This window comes from Streptomyces sp. NPDC051987, from assembly GCF_040680735.1.
Lineage (GTDB): Bacteria > Actinomycetota > Actinomycetes > Streptomycetales > Streptomycetaceae > Streptomyces.
In genome coordinates, this window is record NZ_JBFAXI010000084.1 from 1 (window position 1) to 16,069 (window position 16,069).

Annotated in this window: 11 protein-coding genes and 1 tRNA gene; 2 read left to right on the forward strand and 10 right to left on the reverse strand. The window is 67.8% G+C overall.

Features of this window, described 5'->3' with window-relative positions:
• Positions 1–74: 74 nt before the first annotated feature.
• The 9 genes from AB0M11_RS32060 to AB0M11_RS32100 form a co-directional block, all read right to left on the reverse strand.
• Positions 75–3,974 carry a DNA-directed RNA polymerase subunit beta' gene (locus tag AB0M11_RS32060; protein ID WP_365711637.1) on the reverse strand — a complete coding sequence of 1,300 codons (3,900 nt, stop codon included), beginning with the start codon at positions 3,972–3,974 and terminating at the stop codon, positions 75–77.
• A gap of 97 nt (positions 3,975–4,071) precedes the next feature.
• Complete coding sequence (gene rpoB / locus AB0M11_RS32065; protein WP_365711638.1) at positions 4,072–7,557, reverse strand: DNA-directed RNA polymerase subunit beta; 3,486 nt, start codon at positions 7,555–7,557, stop codon at positions 4,072–4,074.
• Positions 7,558–8,110: 553 nt separating this feature from the next.
• Complete coding sequence (gene rplL, locus AB0M11_RS32070; RefSeq protein ID WP_093499670.1) at positions 8,111–8,494, reverse strand: 50S ribosomal protein L7/L12; 384 nt, start codon at positions 8,492–8,494, stop codon at positions 8,111–8,113.
• A 121-nt stretch (positions 8,495–8,615) separates the two neighbouring features.
• Positions 8,616–9,146 carry a 50S ribosomal protein L10 gene (gene rplJ / locus AB0M11_RS32075; RefSeq protein WP_365711639.1) on the reverse strand — a complete coding sequence of 177 codons (531 nt, stop codon included), beginning with the start codon at positions 9,144–9,146 and terminating at the stop codon, positions 8,616–8,618.
• Positions 9,147–9,901: 755 nt separating this feature from the next.
• Entirely contained in the window at positions 9,902–10,627 is a 726-nt protein-coding gene (rplA, locus tag AB0M11_RS32080) for a 50S ribosomal protein L1 (RefSeq protein WP_365711640.1), read from the reverse strand.
• A gap of 81 nt (positions 10,628–10,708) precedes the next feature.
• Complete coding sequence (gene rplK / locus AB0M11_RS32085) at positions 10,709–11,143, reverse strand: 50S ribosomal protein L11 (RefSeq protein WP_037858373.1); 435 nt, start codon at positions 11,141–11,143, stop codon at positions 10,709–10,711.
• 211 nt (positions 11,144–11,354) lie between these two features.
• Positions 11,355–12,206, reverse strand: coding sequence for a transcription termination/antitermination protein NusG (gene nusG, locus AB0M11_RS32090; RefSeq protein ID WP_365711641.1), 852 nt, complete (start codon positions 12,204–12,206; stop codon positions 11,355–11,357).
• Positions 12,207–12,286: 80 nt separating this feature from the next.
• Positions 12,287–12,571 (reverse strand): preprotein translocase subunit SecE, encoded by a 285-nt coding sequence (gene secE, locus AB0M11_RS32095; protein WP_093499675.1) that lies wholly within the window; start codon positions 12,569–12,571, stop codon positions 12,287–12,289.
• Positions 12,572–12,680: 109 nt separating this feature from the next.
• Positions 12,681–12,753 (reverse strand) — tRNA-Trp (locus tag AB0M11_RS32100).
• A gap of 261 nt (positions 12,754–13,014) precedes the next feature.
• Here AB0M11_RS32100 and AB0M11_RS32105 point away from each other — a divergent pair.
• Positions 13,015–14,241: a pyridoxal phosphate-dependent aminotransferase gene (locus tag AB0M11_RS32105; protein ID WP_365711642.1), complete on the forward strand. Its 1,227-nt coding sequence runs from the start codon at positions 13,015–13,017 to the stop codon at positions 14,239–14,241.
• Between the two features lie 152 nt (positions 14,242–14,393).
• On the forward strand, positions 14,394–15,434 hold the full coding sequence (locus AB0M11_RS32110; protein ID WP_365711643.1) for an adenosine deaminase: 1,041 nt from the start codon (positions 14,394–14,396) through the stop codon (positions 15,432–15,434).
• Positions 15,435–15,441: 7 nt separating this feature from the next.
• On the opposite strand, the gene AB0M11_RS32115 is transcribed toward AB0M11_RS32110, so the two are convergent.
• On the reverse strand, positions 15,442–16,059 hold the full coding sequence (locus AB0M11_RS32115) for a helix-turn-helix domain-containing protein (RefSeq protein ID WP_365711644.1): 618 nt from the start codon (positions 16,057–16,059) through the stop codon (positions 15,442–15,444).
• Between the last annotated feature and the right edge of the window lie 10 nt (positions 16,060–16,069).

Genomic DNA, 16,069 nt, shown 5'->3' on the forward strand with positions numbered 1-16,069 from the left:
AGTTCGCCCGGCCGATGGGACATCCGGTTGCCGATGCCGAGCACGCCGATGAGGTTGCCCTTCAGAACCCGCTCTTACTGGTTGTACGGACCGTAGTCGTAGTCCTCCAGCGGGACGGCCTGGCCGGAGCCCGTGCCGAACGGCGAGTAGTCGATGTCGTCGTAGCCGACGGCCGAGTACATCGCGGCCTTCGCCTCCTCGGTCGGCTCGACCCGGATGTTGCGGTAGCGGGACAGACCCGTACCGGCCGGGATGAGCTTACCGATGATGACGTTCTCCTTCAGACCGATGAGGCTGTCGGACTTGGCGTTGATCGCCGCGTCCGTCAGGACTCGGGTCGTCTCCTGGAAGGAGGCCGCGGACAGCCACGACTCCGTCGCCAGCGACGCCTTCGTGATACCCATCAGCTGCGGACGGCCGGAGGCCGGGTGACCGCCCTCCTGGACCACACGACGGTTCTCGTGCTCGAACTTCGAGCGCTCGACCAGCTCGCCGGGCAGCAGCTCGGCGTCGCCGGACTCGATGATCGTCACGCGGCGCAGCATCTGCCGGATGATGATCTCGATGTGCTTGTCGTGGATCGACACACCCTGCGAGTTGTAGACCTTCTGGACCTCGCCGACCAGGTGGACCTGGACGGCACGCTGACCCAGGATGCGCAGCACGTCGTGCGGGTTGGTGGCACCCACGGTGAGCTTCTGGCCCACCTCGACGTGCTCGCCCTCGCTGACCAGGAGTCGGGCGCGCTTCGAGATCGGGTACGCCGTCTCGTCGCTGCCGTCGTCCGGCGTGATGACGATCTTCTTGGTCTTCTCGGTCTCCTCGATCCGCACGCGGCCCTGGGCCTCGGAGATCGGGGCGACACCCTTCGGGGTACGGGCCTCGAAGAGCTCGACGACACGCGGCAGACCCTGGGTGATGTCGTCACCGGCCACACCACCGGTGTGGAAGGTACGCATCGTCAGCTGGGTACCGGGCTCACCGATGGACTGGGCGGCGATGATGCCGACCGCCTCACCGATGTCGACCAGCTTGCCGGTGGCCAGCGAACGGCCGTAGCACATGGCGCAGGTGCCGACGGCGGACTCGCAGGTCAGGACCGAGCGGGTCTTGACCTCCGCGACGCCACGGGCCACCAGTTCCTCGATGAGGACGTCACCGAGGTCGGTGCCGGCCGGGGCCAGGACCTGGCCGTCGACCACGATGTCCTCGGCGAGGCAGCGCGCGTACACGGACGTCTCGACGTTCTCCGCCTTGCGCAGCACGCCGTCCGCGCCGACCTCCGCGATGTGCAGCCTGAGGCCGCGCTCGGTGCCGCAGTCCTCCTCGCGGATGATGACGTCCTGCGAGACGTCCACCAGACGACGGGTCAGGTAACCCGAGTCGGCGGTACGCAGGGCGGTGTCGGCGAGACCCTTACGCGCACCGTGCGTGGAGATGAAGTACTCCAGCACGGACAGGCCCTCACGGAAGGACGCCTTGATGGGACGCGGGATGGTCTCGTTCTTGGCGTTCGACACCAGACCACGCATACCGGCGATCTGCCGCATCTGCATCATGTTTCCTCGGGCACCCGAGTCAACCATCATGAAGATGGGGTTCGTCTTGGGGAAGTTCTCGTTCATCGCCTCGGCGACCTCGTTGGTCGCCTTGGTCCAGATCGCGATGAGCTCCTGAGTGCGCTCTTCCTTGGTGATCAGACCGCGCTCGTACTGCTTCTGGACCTTCTCGTCCTGCGCCTCGTAACCGCGGACGATCTCCTTCTTCGCCTCGGGAACGACGACGTCGGAGATGGCGACGGTGACACCGGAACGGGTAGCCCAGTAGAAGCCGGCCGCCTTCAGGTTGTCGAGCGTGGCCGCCACGATGACCTTGGGGTAGCGCTCCGCCAGGTCGTTGACGATCTCGGAGAGCTGCTTCTTGCCCACCGAGTAGTCGACGAAGGGGTAGTCCTCGGGCAGCAGCTCGTTGAAGAGCGCGCGGCCCAGGGTGGTGCGCAGCCGGAAGCTGTCGCCGGTCTGGTACTCCGGCTCACCCTCCTCCACGGCCGGCGGGGTCCAGCCGCGCGGCGGGATGGTGCCCACCGGGAAGCGGATGTCGATCGCCGACTGCAGCGCCAGCTCGCCGGCGTCGAACGCCATGATCGCCTCGGCCGTGGAGCCGAAGGACCGGCCCTCGCCCTTGGTGTCGCGCAGTTCGCCGTCGGTGGTGAGGAAGAACAGACCGAGGACCATGTCCTGGGTCGGCATCGTCACCGGACGGCCGTCGGCGGGCTTGAGGATGTTGTTCGAGGACAGCATCAGGATGCGGGCCTCGGCCTGCGCCTCCGCGGACAGCGGCAGGTGCACGGCCATCTGGTCGCCGTCGAAGTCCGCGTTGAACGCGGTGCAGACGAGCGGGTGGATCTGGATGGCCTTGCCCTCGACCAGCTGCGGCTCGAAGGCCTGGATGCCGAGGCGGTGCAGGGTGGGCGCACGGTTCAGCAGCACCGGGTGCTCGGCGATGACCTCTTCGAGGACGTCGTACACGACGGTGCGGCCGCGCTCCACCATGCGCTTGGCGGACTTGATGTTCTGCGCGTGGTTCAGGTCGACCAGGCGCTTCATCACGAACGGCTTGAAGAGCTCCAGGGCCATGGCCTTGGGCAGACCGCACTGGTGCAGCTTCAGCTGCGGGCCGACGACGATGACGGAACGCGCCGAGTAGTCGACTCGCTTGCCGAGCAGGTTCTGACGGAAACGACCCTGCTTGCCCTTGAGCATGTCGCTCAGGGACTTCAGCGGGCGGTTGCCGGGACCGGTGACCGGACGACCGCGACGACCGTTGTCGAAGAGGGCGTCGACGGCCTCCTGGAGCATGCGCTTCTCGTTGTTCACGATGATCTCGGGCGCACCGAGGTCGAGAAGGCGCTTCAGGCGGTTGTTGCGGTTGATCACACGGCGGTACAGGTCGTTCAGGTCGGAGGTCGCGAAGCGGCCACCGTCCAGCTGCACCATCGGGCGGAGGTCCGGCGGGATGACCGGCACGCAGTCCAGCACCATGCCCTTGGGGCTGTTGCTGGTCTGCAGGAACGCGGAGACGACCTTCAGGCGCTTGAGCGCACGGGTCTTCTTCTGGCCCTTGCCGGTGCGGATGATCTCCCGGAGCTTCTCGGCCTCCTCGTCGAGGTCGAAGGACTCCAGGCGCTTCTGCAGCGCCGCGGCACCCATCGAACCGTCGAAGTACGTGCCGAAGCGGTCACGCAGTTCGCGGTAGAGCAGCTCGTCGCCCTCCAGGTCCTGGACCTTGAGGTTCTTGAAGCGGGTCCACACCTCGTCGAGGCGGTCGATCTCGCGCTGCGAACGGTCGCGCAGCTGCTTCATCTCACGCTCGGCACCCTCGCGCACCTTGCGGCGCACGTCGGCCTTGGCGCCCTCGGCCTCCAGCTCGGCCAGGTCGCTTTCCAGCTTCTTGGCACGGGCCTCCAGGTCGGCGTCCCGGCGGTTCTCGATCTGCTGGCGCTCCACGGAGACGTGCGCCTCCAGGGAGGGCAGGTCGCGGGTGCGGCGCTCCTCGTCGACGAACGTGATCATGTACGCCGCGAAGTAGATGACCTTCTCAAGGTCCTTGGGCGCCAGGTCCAGCAGGTAGCCGAGGCGCGACGGGACACCCTTGAAGTACCAGATGTGCGTGACGGGCGCGGCCAGCTCGATGTGGCCCATCCGCTCACGGCGCACCTTGGCGCGGGTCACCTCGACGCCGCAGCGCTCACAGATGATGCCCTTGAAGCGGACGCGCTTGTACTTGCCGCAGTAGCACTCCCAGTCCCGGGTGGGGCCGAAGATCTTCTCGCAGAAGAGCCCGTCCTTTTCCGGCTTGAGGGTGCGGTAGTTGATGGTCTCGGGCTTCTTGACCTCGCCGTGGCTCCACTGACGGATGTCGTCCGCGGTGGCCAGGCCGATCCGGAGCTCGTCGAAGAAGTTGACGTCGAGCACTATGCGTCAATCCCTCTCAGGGTCGTGAGTCTTTGGTCTGATACGGGGGCCTGGGGGTCGGCGGGGCCCTGATGGCTCAGGGCCCGCCGGACTCCCGTCAGACCTCTTCGACGCTGCTCGGCTCGCGCCGGGACAGGTCGATGCCGAGCTCCTCCGCAGCGCGGAAGACGTCCTCGTCGGTGTCACGCATCTCGATGGACATACCGTCGCTGGACAGCACCTCCACGTTCAGGCAGAGCGACTGCATCTCCTTGATGAGGACCTTGAAGGACTCGGGGATGCCGGGCTCGGGGATGTTCTCGCCCTTGACGATGGCCTCGTAGACCTTCACGCGGCCGGTGACGTCGTCGGACTTGATGGTCAGCAGCTCCTGGAGGGCGTAGGCGGCGCCGTACGCCTCCAGCGCCCACACCTCCATCTCGCCGAACCGCTGGCCACCGAACTGGGCCTTACCACCCAGCGGCTGCTGGGTGATCATCGAGTACGGGCCGGTCGACCGGGCGTGCAGCTTGTCGTCGACCAGGTGGTGCAGCTTCAGGATGTACATGTAGCCGACCGAGATCGGGTCCGGGAACGGCTCACCGCTGCGGCCGTCGAACAGCCGCGCCTTGCCGGACGGGAGGACCAGGCGGTCGCCGTCGCGGTTCGGGATGGTGTGCTGCAGCAGACCCGCCAGCTCGTCCTCTCGGGCACCGTCGAAGACCGGGGTGGCGACGTTGGTGCGCGGGGCGACCTGGTCGGCGCCGATGGCCTGGAGCCGCTGGGCCCACTCGTCGGCGAGACCGGAGACGTCCCAGCCGCGGCTGGCGAGCCAGCCGAGGTGGATCTCCAGGACCTGTCCCGGGTTCATTCGGGACGGCACACCCAGGGGGTTGAGGATGATGTCGACCGGGGTGCCGTCCTCCAGGAACGGCATGTCCTCGATCGGCAGGATCTTGGAGATGACACCCTTGTTGCCGTGGCGGCCGGCGAGCTTGTCACCGTCGGTGATCTTGCGCTTCTGCGCGACGTAGACGCGGACCAGCTGGTTCACGCCCGGCGGCAGCTCGTCGCCCTCCTCGCGGTCGAAGACGCGCACGCCGATGACCTTGCCGGTCTCGCCGTGCGGCACCTTCAGCGAGGTGTCACGGACCTCACGGGCCTTCTCACCGAAGATCGCGCGCAGCAGGCGCTCCTCGGGCGTCAGCTCGGTCTCACCCTTGGGGGTGACCTTGCCGACGAGGATGTCACCGGCGATGACCTCGGCGCCGATGCGGATGATGCCGCGCTCGTCGAGGTCGGCGAGGACCTCCTCGGAGACGTTCGGGATGTCCCGGGTGATCTCCTCGGGGCCGAGCTTGGTGTCACGGGCGTCGACCTCGTGCTCCTCGATGTGGATCGAGGAGAGGACGTCGTCCTGCACGAGGCGCTGCGACAGGATGATCGCGTCCTCGTAGTTGTGACCCTCCCACGGCATGAACGCCACGAGCAGGTTCTTGCCGAGGGCCATCTCGCCGTTCTGGGTGGCCGGGCCGTCGGCGAGGACCTGGCCCTCGACGATCCGGTCGCCCTCGTGGACGATGACCTTCTGGTTGACCGAGGTGCCCTGGTTGGAACGGGCGAACTTGGCCAGGCGGTAGGTGATGTACGTGCCGTCGTCGTTGGCGGTGGTGATGTAGTCCGCGGAGACCTCCTGGACCACACCGGCCTTCTCGGCCTTGACCACGTCGCCGGCGTCGACCGCGGAGCGGTACTCCATGCCGGTGCCGACGAGCGGGGACTCGCTCTTGATCAGCGGCACGGCCTGGCGCATCATGTTCGCGCCCATGAGGGCACGGTTGGCGTCGTCGTGCTCCAGGAACGGGATCATGGCGGTCGCGACCGACACCATCTGGCGCGGCGAGACGTCCATGTAGTCGACGTCCTCGGGGCTGACGTAGTCGACCTCGCCGCCACGGCGGCGGACCAGGACGCGGGCCTCGGCGAAGCGCAGCTCGTCGGTGAGGCCGGCGTTGGCCTGCGCGATGACGAAGCGGTCCTCCTCGTCGGCGGTCAGGTAGTCCACCTCGTCGGTGACCTGGCCGTCGACGACCTTGCGGTACGGGGTCTCGACGAAGCCGAACGCGTTGACCCGGCCGTAGGAGGCGAGCGAGCCGATCAGACCGATGTTCGGGCCTTCGGGGGTCTCGATCGGGCACATACGGCCGTAGTGCGACGGGTGCACGTCACGGACCTCGAAGCCGGCCCGCTCACGGGAGAGACCACCCGGGCCGAGCGCCGACAGACGGCGCTTGTGGGTGAGACCCGACAGCGGGTTGTTCTGGTCCATGAACTGGGACAGCTGGCTGGTGCCGAAGAACTCCTTGATGGAGGCGACGACCGGCCGGATGTTGATCAGGGTCTGCGGCGTGATCGCCTCGACGTCCTGGGTGGTCATGCGCTCGCGGACGACGCGCTCCATCCGGGCCAGGCCGGTGCGGACCTGGTTCTGGATGAGCTCGCCGACGCTGCGCAGACGACGGTTGCCGAAGTGGTCGATGTCGTCGGTCTCGACGACGATGGTGCCGCCGCTGTCGCCGACCGTCTCGGTCTCGCCGGCGTGCAGCTTCACCAGGTACTTGATCGTCGAGATGATGTCCTCGACGGTCAGGATGCCGGCGTCCAGCGGGGCGTCCGCGCCCAGCTTCTTGTTGACCTTGTAGCGGCCGACCTTGGCGAGGTCGTAGCGCTTGGGGTTGAAGTACAGGTTCTCCAGGAGCGTCTGCGCGGCCTCGCGCGTGGGGGGCTCACCCGGACGCAGCTTGCGGTAGATGTCGAGCAGCGCGTCGTCCTGGCCCTGGGTGTGGTCCTTCTCCAGGGTGGCGCGCATGGACTCGTACTCGCCGAACTCCTCGAGGATCTGCTCGGTGGTCCACCCGAGCGCCTTGAGCAGCACGGTGACCGACTGCTTGCGCTTGCGGTCGATGCGGACACCGACCATGTCGCGCTTGTCGATCTCCATCTCCAGCCAGGCACCCCGGGACGGGATGATCTTGGCGGAGAAGATGTCCTTGTCGGACGTCTTGTCGATCGAGGAGTCGAAGTAGACACCGGGCGAACGGACCAGCTGCGACACCACGACACGCTCGGTGCCGTTGATGACGAAGGTGCCCTTGTTCGTCATGAGCGGGAAGTCGCCCATGAAGACCGTCTGGGACTTGATCTCACCGGTCTCGTTGTTGGTGAACTCGGCCGTGACGAAGAGCGGGGCGGCGTACGTGAAGTCGCGCTCCTTGCACTCGTCGATGCTGTTCTTCGGCGGCTCGAAGCGGTGGTCGCGGAACGTCAGCGACATCGACCCGGAGAAGTCCTCGATCGGGGAGATCTCCTCGAAGATCTCCTCCAGACCGGACTTGGTGGGGACGTCCTGACCGGACTCCAGAGCCTCCTCGACCCGACTCTGCCAGGCGGTGTTCCCGAGCAGCCAGTCAAAGCTCTCGGTCTGCAGCGCGAGCAGGTTCGGAACCTCGAGAGGCTCCTTGATCTTTGCAAAGGAGATGCGCAGCGGGGCGGTGCTGGCGCCGTTGTTCATATTCGCGTTCGAGGCAGTGCGCGAGGCGGCCAAGAGGGGGTCCTTCCGAGGGCTCGGACTCACTACGCGCTCCCCGGTCCCTTCCCGGACACAGAGACAGAAACCCCAGCTCAGAGGAGTTCGGTCGTCGGCATTCGGGTGAGGGCAGACCCCTGGTGACGGGCAGGGGACAGCTAACAGGCAGCGCAAAGGGTCAGTGTAGCCACTTGGCACACTGATGTCCAGTCTCCATTTTCTGAGACCCTCGTCATCGTCAACGCCTGCGTCATCCCTGCCCTCAACGCACGTTGATACTGCCCTCTTCGTCGCCGATCCATGCCTCGGATTCGGACCGTTCTGGCGACGCGTCCTGAGAATTGCGCGCTGCGTGCGGTTCGTCAAGGCCCCCCTGCGCAAACCCGGTGCGCCGGGGACACGACGAAGATCACCATACCCCCAGCCGTCACGGGTGCAAGGCAACCGTGGTCGGCCCTCCGGGAACGCCGAAGAGCGACCACCCGGATGGATGATCGCTCTTCGCGGTCTGCGCGTTACAGCCCCCGAGGGGGTGTTTCAGCACACAGAGGTCCAGCGGACCTCAGAGGTGTTACTTGACCTCGACGGAGGCGCCGGCGCCCTTGAGGGACTCGGCGGCCTTCTCGGCGGCGTCCTTGGCGACCTTCTCGAGGACGGGCTTCGGGGCGCCGTCCACCAGGTCCTTGGCCTCCTTCAGGCCGAGCGAGGTGAGCTCGCGCACGACCTTGATGACCTGGATCTTCTTGTCGCCGGCGCCGGTGAGGATGACGTCGAACTCGTCCTTCTCCTCCTCGACCGGGGCGGCGGCGGCCGGGCCGGCCGGGCCCGCGACGGCGACCGCGGCGGCGGCGGTGACGTCGAACTTCTCCTCGAACGCCTTCACGAACTCGGAGAGCTGGATGAGGGTCATGCCCTCGAACTCGGCGAGCAGTTCGTCCTGGGTGAGAGCCACGATGGCTTTCCTTCCACTAATTCGGCTGGTGCCGGATGTACATGTCTGGCGGGCGTACGTTCGGCCCGCTACGACCGCTTTCCTGGGCGCGGAGCGTCAGGCGGCGGTCATTTCGCGAGCCGAGTTACTCGGCACCGCCCTGCTCGTCCTGCTTGGCGCGAAGCGCGTCCACGGTGCGGACGAGCTTCGACGGGAGCGCCTGGAAGACCTGAGCAGCCTGCGTCTGCTTGCCCTTCAGGGCGCCCGCCAGCTTGGCGAGCAGAACCTCGCGGGACTCGAGGTCCGCAAGCTTCTTGATCTCGTCGGCGGACATCGCCTTGCCGTCAAGGACACCGCCCTTGATGACGAGGTTCGGGTTGTCCTTGGCGAAGTCACGAAGACCCTTCGCCGACTCCACCGGGTCACCGGTGACGAAGGCGACCGCCGTCGGACCGTTGAACAGGTCGTCGAGCGTCGTGATCCCGGCCTCGTTGGCCGCAATCTTGGTCAGCGTGTTCTTCACCACGGCGTACTGGGCGTTCTCACCGAGCGAACGGCGCAGGTTCTTGAGCTGCGCCACGGTGAGACCCCGGTACTCGGTCAGCACGGCGGCGTTCGAGCTGCGGAACTGCTCCGTCAGCTCGGCTACCGCGGCAGCCTTGTCGGGCCTTGCCATAGAGCGTCGGCCTCCTTCCGGGTGATGAGGACCGCTCGGAAGGGGCTGGGGAAAACGAAACGCCCCGGCGCAGGCGCACGGGGCGTAGCTCGACCGAAGTCACACACGCGATGCATGCGTCTCCGGGAGCACTTCCACAGTCACCTGCGCGGGTCGTCCGCGGTTCAGCGGATCCTTCGGCCACCGCACGCTCTCGCGAGCACACGGCAACGACCAGCGGTCTTTGGCTTCGTCAGAAGAGTACGGGACCGGTGCACAGTCAAGCAAATCGGCCCGGCAGCCTCGGCCGTGCTGCCGTCGGTGCAGGTGACGGTGACCATGCCGGTGACCCCGGCGCCCCGGGCGGGGCTGCCTCGCGTGTCCTGGAGAGCGCGGAGCGCGCTGCCATGGAGAACCCGTGGTCATGGATTCTCCGCGCCATGGGGATCCTCCGCGCCATGGACTCTCCGCACCATGGGGATCCTCCGCGCCATGGGCTCTCCGCGCCATGGATCCTCCGTCCCGGCCGTCGCCCCGCGCGGTGCGCTGTTCACCCGCGCGGCCCGTGACCCCCGCGACGCCTGAGACCCTCGCGACGCCGGCTCTTCATCCCGGCCGCCCCCCTGCGGGCCCCGCTCCTTCGGCGCTGCCCCCAGGCCACCGGCCGGGCGCCGGATGTCGCCCGAACGCGGGACGGGCCCCGCAACCGAGTCGGTTGCGGGGCCCGTCCTGGTGGTGTCGCGTCCCTGCCGCGGCTACCGGACCGAGCGCGGGGCTCAGACGGCGGCCGGGTCCTCCTCGACGAGGAGGTTGCGGGTGCGGTTCGGGTCGACCGGGATGCCGGGGCCCATGGTGGTGCTGACCGCGGCCTTCTTGATGTAGCGGCCCTTGGCGGCGGACGGCTTCAGACGGAGGATCTCCTCCAGCGCCGCGCCGTAGTTCTCCACCAGCTTGTCGTCGTCGAAGGACGTCTTGCCGATGATGAAGTGCAGGTTCGAGTGCTTGTCGACGCGGAACTCGATCTTGCCGCCCTTGATGTCGTTGACAGCCTTGGCGGTGTCCGGCGTGACGGTGCCGGTCTTCGGGTTCGGCATCAGACCACGCGGGCCGAGGACGCGGCCGAGGCGGCCGACCTTGCCCATGAGGTCCGGGGTGGCGACGACGGCGTCGAAGTCCAGACGGCCCTTCGCCACCTCGTCGATCAGCTCGTCGGCGCCGACGATGTCGGCGCCCGCGGCACGCGCGGCCTCGGCACGGTCACCGGTCGCGAAGACCAGGACCCGGGCGGTCTTGCCGGTGCCGTGCGGGAGGTTCACGGTGCCACGGACCATCTGGTCGGCCTTGCGCGGGTCGACACCCAGACGGAAGGCGACCTCGACGGTGCCGTCGAACTTGGTCGTGGAGGTCTCCTTGGCGAGACGGACGGCCTCGAGCGGGGCGTACAGCTTCTCCCGGTCGATCTTCTCGTCCGCAGCGCGAAGGGCCTTGCTGCGCTTGCTCACAACTTGCTCCTGTGTGTTCTGAAGGAGTCGTGGTGTACGGGCCGAGCAGGCCCTACCACGGTGGTTCTACGAAGGTGGGGTTCAGCCCTCGACCGTGATGCCCATGGAGCGGGCGGTGCCGGCGATGATCTTCGACGCGGCGTCCAGGTCGTTGGCGTTCAGGTCGGGAAGCTTGGTCTGGGCGATCTCTCGGACCTGCGCCTCGGTGATCTTGGCGACCTTGGTCTTGTGCGGCTCGCCCGAGCCCTTCTCGACACCGGCGGCCTTGAGGATCATCTTCGCGGCCGGCGGGGTCTTGGTGACGAAGGTGAAGGAGCGGTCCTCGTAGACCGTGATCTCGACCGGGATGACCCAACCGCGCTGCGACTCGGTCGCGGCGTTGTAGGCCTTGCAGAACTCCATGATGTTGACGCCGTGCTGGCCCAGCGCGGGGCCGACCGGCGGAGCCGGGTTCGCCGCACCGGCGTTGATCTGGAGCTTGATGAGCCCCGTGACCTTCTTCTTCTTGGGAGGCATAGCTCTCCGGGTCCTTTCATTTCGGGTCCTGCCTGCGCGAGGGGACCAACCCGAACGCAGGCATACCGCACAACGATAACGGGTATAGATGCGCGGCCAAAAACGAAGAGGTCAGGGGGCTCACTCAGGAGCCGACCCTGACCAGTCCCACCCAGGGGCGCGAGGAACTGCGCGAACAGTCCCCACGCACCCCGGTCGAACGACTATCGACTCAGTTCTTCTGAATCTGGTCGAACGAAAGCTCCACCGGCGTCTCACGCCCGAAGATCTCCACCAGACCCTTGACCTTCTTGGAGTCCGGGTTGATCTCGTTGATGGTCGCCTGCAGCGTGGCGAACGGGCCGTCGGTCACCGTCACCGAGTCGCCCACCTCGAAGTCCAGCACCTGGACCTCGACCTTGCGCTGCGGCGCCGGCTTGCCCTCGGCCTCCGCCGCCTCGCGTGCCGCCTTCTCCTCGGCCTCCGGAGCGAGCATCTTGACGATCTCGTCCAGGGTCAGCGGGTAGGGGTCGTACGCGTTGCCGACGAAGCCGGTGACGCCGGGGGTGTTGCGGACGACACCCCACGACTCGTTGGTCAGGTCCATGCGGACGAGCACGTAACCCGGCAGCTTGTTCTGCTTGATGGTCTTGCGGTCGCCGTTCTTGATCTGGACGACCTCTTCCTGCGGCACCTCGGCCTGGAAGATGTAGTCCTCGACGTTCAGCGAGACGGCGCGCTGCTCCAGGTTGGTCTTCACGCGGTTCTCGTAGCCGGCGTAGGTGTGGATGACGTACCACTCGCCGGGGAGCACGCGCAGCTCCTCGCGCAGCGCCTGGACGGGGTCGACCGGCTCCGCCGGCTCTTCCTCGACGGCCTCTTCGAGTTCCTCGGCCTCGTCGGCGTCCTCGTCGTCCGCCTCGTCCTCGTCCTCGGCGTGGACCGCGGCCTCCTCGGCCGGCTCCCCCAGTTCGGCCTCGGCAGCCTCGAACTCGTCCCGCTCGTCCGCGCCCTCGACGATGTCCAGCTCGTCCTTGACCGCCTCTTCGGGCTCGACGGCGTCGTTCAGGTTCGGGTCAGACACGATGGCTGCTTCTTCCTGGATACATAGGGGTGGAACATGCGAAAACGGGCGCCGGTACCACGGCGCCCTTCGCTCTGTGCTCAGCCGAAGACGTACTTGGCCGCGTGGTTGAGTCCATAGTCAATCACGGTCACCAGAGCGATCATGATGGCGACGAAGAAGATCACCACGGTGGTGTACGACGTCAGCTGGTTTCGAGTCGGCCAGACGACCTTGCGGAGCTCCGCGATGATCTGGCGGTAGAAGGTGGCAAGGCGCTTCAGCGGGCCCTTCTTGGCACGCTTGCCGCCCTTGCGGCCCTTCTTCTTGGACTCCTGCACCTCATCGGCATCAGGCGTGTCGATGGAGCCCACGGCGTCCGTCATTCGTCCTCACCTGGTCCCGGGTCATGGCCGTGCCGCGCCCGGTTTCTGGAGCCGCACGGCGGTGCAATGCTTGTACGTACATGCGCACACATCCTGGCGGTGTGTGTAGCAGGGCCGGAGGGACTTGAACCCCCAACCGCCGGTTTTGGAGACCGGTGCTCTACCAATTGAGCTACGACCCTTTGTGTGTCCCCCAACGTACCGCATACCTCCGGATGCTCGGTGTGCACCGGCTGAGGCACGGCTGTTGAAGGCCAACGAGGTGAGAGTGTACGTGGTCCGCGGCGCCGCGTCGAACAGAAAGCGGCAAGCCCGGTGCGCCGTACGGAAGATCGTCCTGGCCGCGGGCCGGATCCGCACGCTTGTTCATGGTTCGGCCCGTAGTTGTTCAGTCCGTGAAACCGGCGTGCCGGGCAGGTTTCCGGTCTGAAACGATGGGCCCCATGAGCGCTGCAACCCCTCCCACCGAGCGCCGGGTCTCCGCCCGAGTCGGCGCGATCTCCGAGTCCGCCACCCTCGCCGTGGACGCCAAGGCCAAGGCCCTCAAGGCCGCCGGGCGCCCGGTGATCGGCTTCGGCGCCGGTGAGCCCGACTTCCCGACGCCGGACTACATCGTCGAGGCCGCCGTCGAGGCGTGCAAGAACCCGAAGTACCACCGCTACACCCCGGCCGGCGGTCTGCCCGAGCTGAAGACCGCGATCGCCGCGAAGACGCTGCGCGACTCCGGCTACGAGGTCGACGCCTCCCAGGTGCTCGTCACCAACGGCGGCAAGCAGGCCATCTACGAGGCTTTCGCCGCGATCCTCGACCCGGGCGACGAGGTCATCGTGCCCGCCCCGTACTGGACGACGTACCCGGAGTCCATCCGTCTCGCCGGCGGTGTGCCGGTCGAGGTGGTCGCGGACGAGACCACCGGCTACCGCGTCTCGGTCGAGCAGCTGGAGGCGGCCCGCACCGAGAAGACGAAGGTCGTGCTCTTCGTCTCGCCGTCCAACCCGACCGGCGCCGTCTACAGCGAGGCCGAGACCGAGGCGATCGGCCGCTGGGCCGTGGAGCACGGCCTGTGGGTCCTCACGGACGAGATCTACGAGCACCTGGTCTACGGCGACGCCAAGTTCACCTCGCTGCCGGCGATCCTGCCCGAGCTGCGCGACAAGTGCATCGTCGTCAACGGCGTCGCGAAGACGTACGCCATGACCGGCTGGCGGGTGGGCTGGGTCATCGGCCCCAAGGACGTCGTCAAGGCGGCCACGAACCTCCAGTCGCACGCCACCTCGAACGTCTCCAACGTGGCGCAGGTCGCCGCCCTGGCCGCCGTCACCGGTGACCTGGAGGCCGTCGCGACGATGCGCGAGGCCTTCGACCGGCGCCGTCAGACGATCGTGCGGATGCTCAACGAGATCGACGGCGTGGTCTGCCCCGAGCCCGAGGGCGCCTTCTACGTCTACCCGTCGGTCAAGGCGCTGCTCGGCAAGGAGATCCGCGGGAAGCGCCCGCAGGACTCGGTCGAGCTGGCCGCGCTGATCCTGGAGGAGGCCGAGGTCGCGGTCGTCCCCGGCGAGGCCTTCGGCACGCCCGGCTACCTGCGCCTGTCGTACGCGCTCGGCGACGAGGACCTCGTCGAGGGCGTGAGCCGGATGCAGAAGCTGCTGGCCGAGGCGAAGGACTGACGCTAATCGCACTCCACGCGCGCGTGCGGGCCGTCTCCCCCGGGGAGGCGGCCCGTTGTCGTACCACCTCGCGCACCGCTCGCCAGTGCGAGCAAGGCCACTAACGGGGAATCCGCTACCGGTACGGCAGGTACGTACGGCAGGATCCTCGAATGGAGCACGTACGTGATGTCTCTGAGCTGCCGAAGGCTCATCTGCATCTGCACTTCACCGGTTCGATGCGGCCGGGCACCGTCCTGGAACTGGCCGACAAGTACGGCGTACGCCTGCCCGAGGCGCTGACCGAGGCCCTGACCAGCGGCGAACCACCGAGACTGCGGGCCACCGACGAGCGGGGCTGGTTCCGCTTCCAGCGGCTGTACGACGCTGCGCGCTCCTGCGTGAGAGAGCCCGAGGACATCCGGCGCCTGGTCCGGGAGGCCGCGGAGGAGGACCTGAGGGACGGTTCGCGCTGGCTGGAGATCCAGGTGGACCCGACGTCGTACGCCCCGCGCCTCGGCGGTCTCATCCCGGCCCTGGAGATCATCCTGGACGCGGTCGAGACGACCTCCCGGGAGACCGGCCTCGGTATGCGCGTCCTGGTGGCCGCGAACCGGATGAAGCACCCCCTGGACGCCCGCACGCTGGCCCGGCTCGCGGTCCGGTACGCGGACCATGGGGTGGTCGGTTTCGGGCTGTCGAACGACGAGCGCCGGGGCATGGCACGGGACTTCGACCGCGCGTTCCACATCGCGCGCGAGGGCGGCCTGCTGGCGGCCCCGCACGGCGGCGAGCTGACCGGCCCGGCGTCGGTCCGGGACTGCCTGGACGACCTGAACGCCTCCCGGATCGGGCACGGCGTGCGGGCGGCCGAGGACCCGAGGCTGCTCAAGCGCCTGGCGGACCGGCAGATCACCTGCGAGGTGTGCCCGGCCTCCAACGTGGCCCTGGGCGTCTACGAGAAGCCCGAGGACGTCCCGCTGCGCACCCTCTTCGAGGCGGGCGTCCCGATGGCCCTGGGCGCCGACGACCCGCTCCTGTTCGGCTCCCGGCTGGCCGCGCAGTACGACATCGCGCGCGTGCACCACGCCTTCACCGACGCCGAGCTGGCGGAACTGGCCCGTCAGTCGGTGCGCGGCTCGGCGGCGCCCGAGGACGTGAAGGCGGGGCTCCTGGCGGACATCGACGCCTGGCTGACCGCCCCGGTGTCCTGATCCGCGGTCACGGGCGGGCGGGCTCCTCGGCGACGGAGAGCCCGCCGAGCAGGGTGCGGGCGATGCGGGCGGCGAACGTGTCCACCGGGGGGCGCTCGCCGGTCGCCGTCGCCTCGTAGGAGAAGACACGCTGGACACAGGCGCCGAGGAGCAGGGCGGCGGCCGCGGCCGTGTCGGCATCGGGCCGGATCCGGCCGTGCGCCTTCTCGGCGCGCAGGTAGCCGTCCAGGGCCTGCATCGGCACATGGGGTCCCGCGCCGATGGTGCGGAGCGTGTCGTCGAGCTTCCGCTTGAGCTGCTGCTCCGCGTACAGGGACGCGGTGATCGGGAAGCTCTCCTCGTAGAAGAGGGCGGCCTGACGGGCGATCTGCGTCAGGTTGTCGTCCAGGCTGCCCCGGCCGGGTTCGACGGTGAGCTCGCCCAGGAGCGGGAGGAGTCGCGGCAGCCGCTCGGTGAGCACGTGCACGAACAGCTCTTCCTTGCTGGGGAAGTACTTGTAGAGGGCTGCCTCGGAGCAGCCGGCCGCCCTGGCGATCTCCTTGGTGGTGGCGCGGGCGAGGCCGAGGGTGCGCATCAGCTCGTGAGCGGCGTCGAGGATGCGGACGCGGGCCGGTTTCTGCTCCATGGCATCCAAG

What these genes read in the sequence shown, in the direction of transcription:
- rplJ (WP_365711639.1), bottom strand. Translation starts at nt 9,146, where the DNA reads ATGGCAAGGCCCGACAAGGCTGCCGCGGTAGCCGAGCTGACGGAGCAG.
- rplK (WP_037858373.1), bottom strand. Translation starts at nt 11,143, where the DNA reads ATGCCTCCCAAGAAGAAGAAGGTCACGGGGCTCATCAAGCTCCAGATC.
- secE (WP_093499675.1), bottom strand. Translation starts at nt 12,571, where the DNA reads ATGACGGACGCCGTGGGCTCCATCGACACGCCTGATGCCGATGAGGTG.
- AB0M11_RS32105 (WP_365711642.1), top strand. Translation starts at nt 13,015, where the DNA reads ATGAGCGCTGCAACCCCTCCCACCGAGCGCCGGGTCTCCGCCCGAGTC.
- AB0M11_RS32110 (WP_365711643.1), top strand. Translation starts at nt 14,394, where the DNA reads ATGGAGCACGTACGTGATGTCTCTGAGCTGCCGAAGGCTCATCTGCAT.
- AB0M11_RS32115 (WP_365711644.1), bottom strand. Translation starts at nt 16,059, where the DNA reads ATGGAGCAGAAACCGGCCCGCGTCCGCATCCTCGACGCCGCTCACGAG.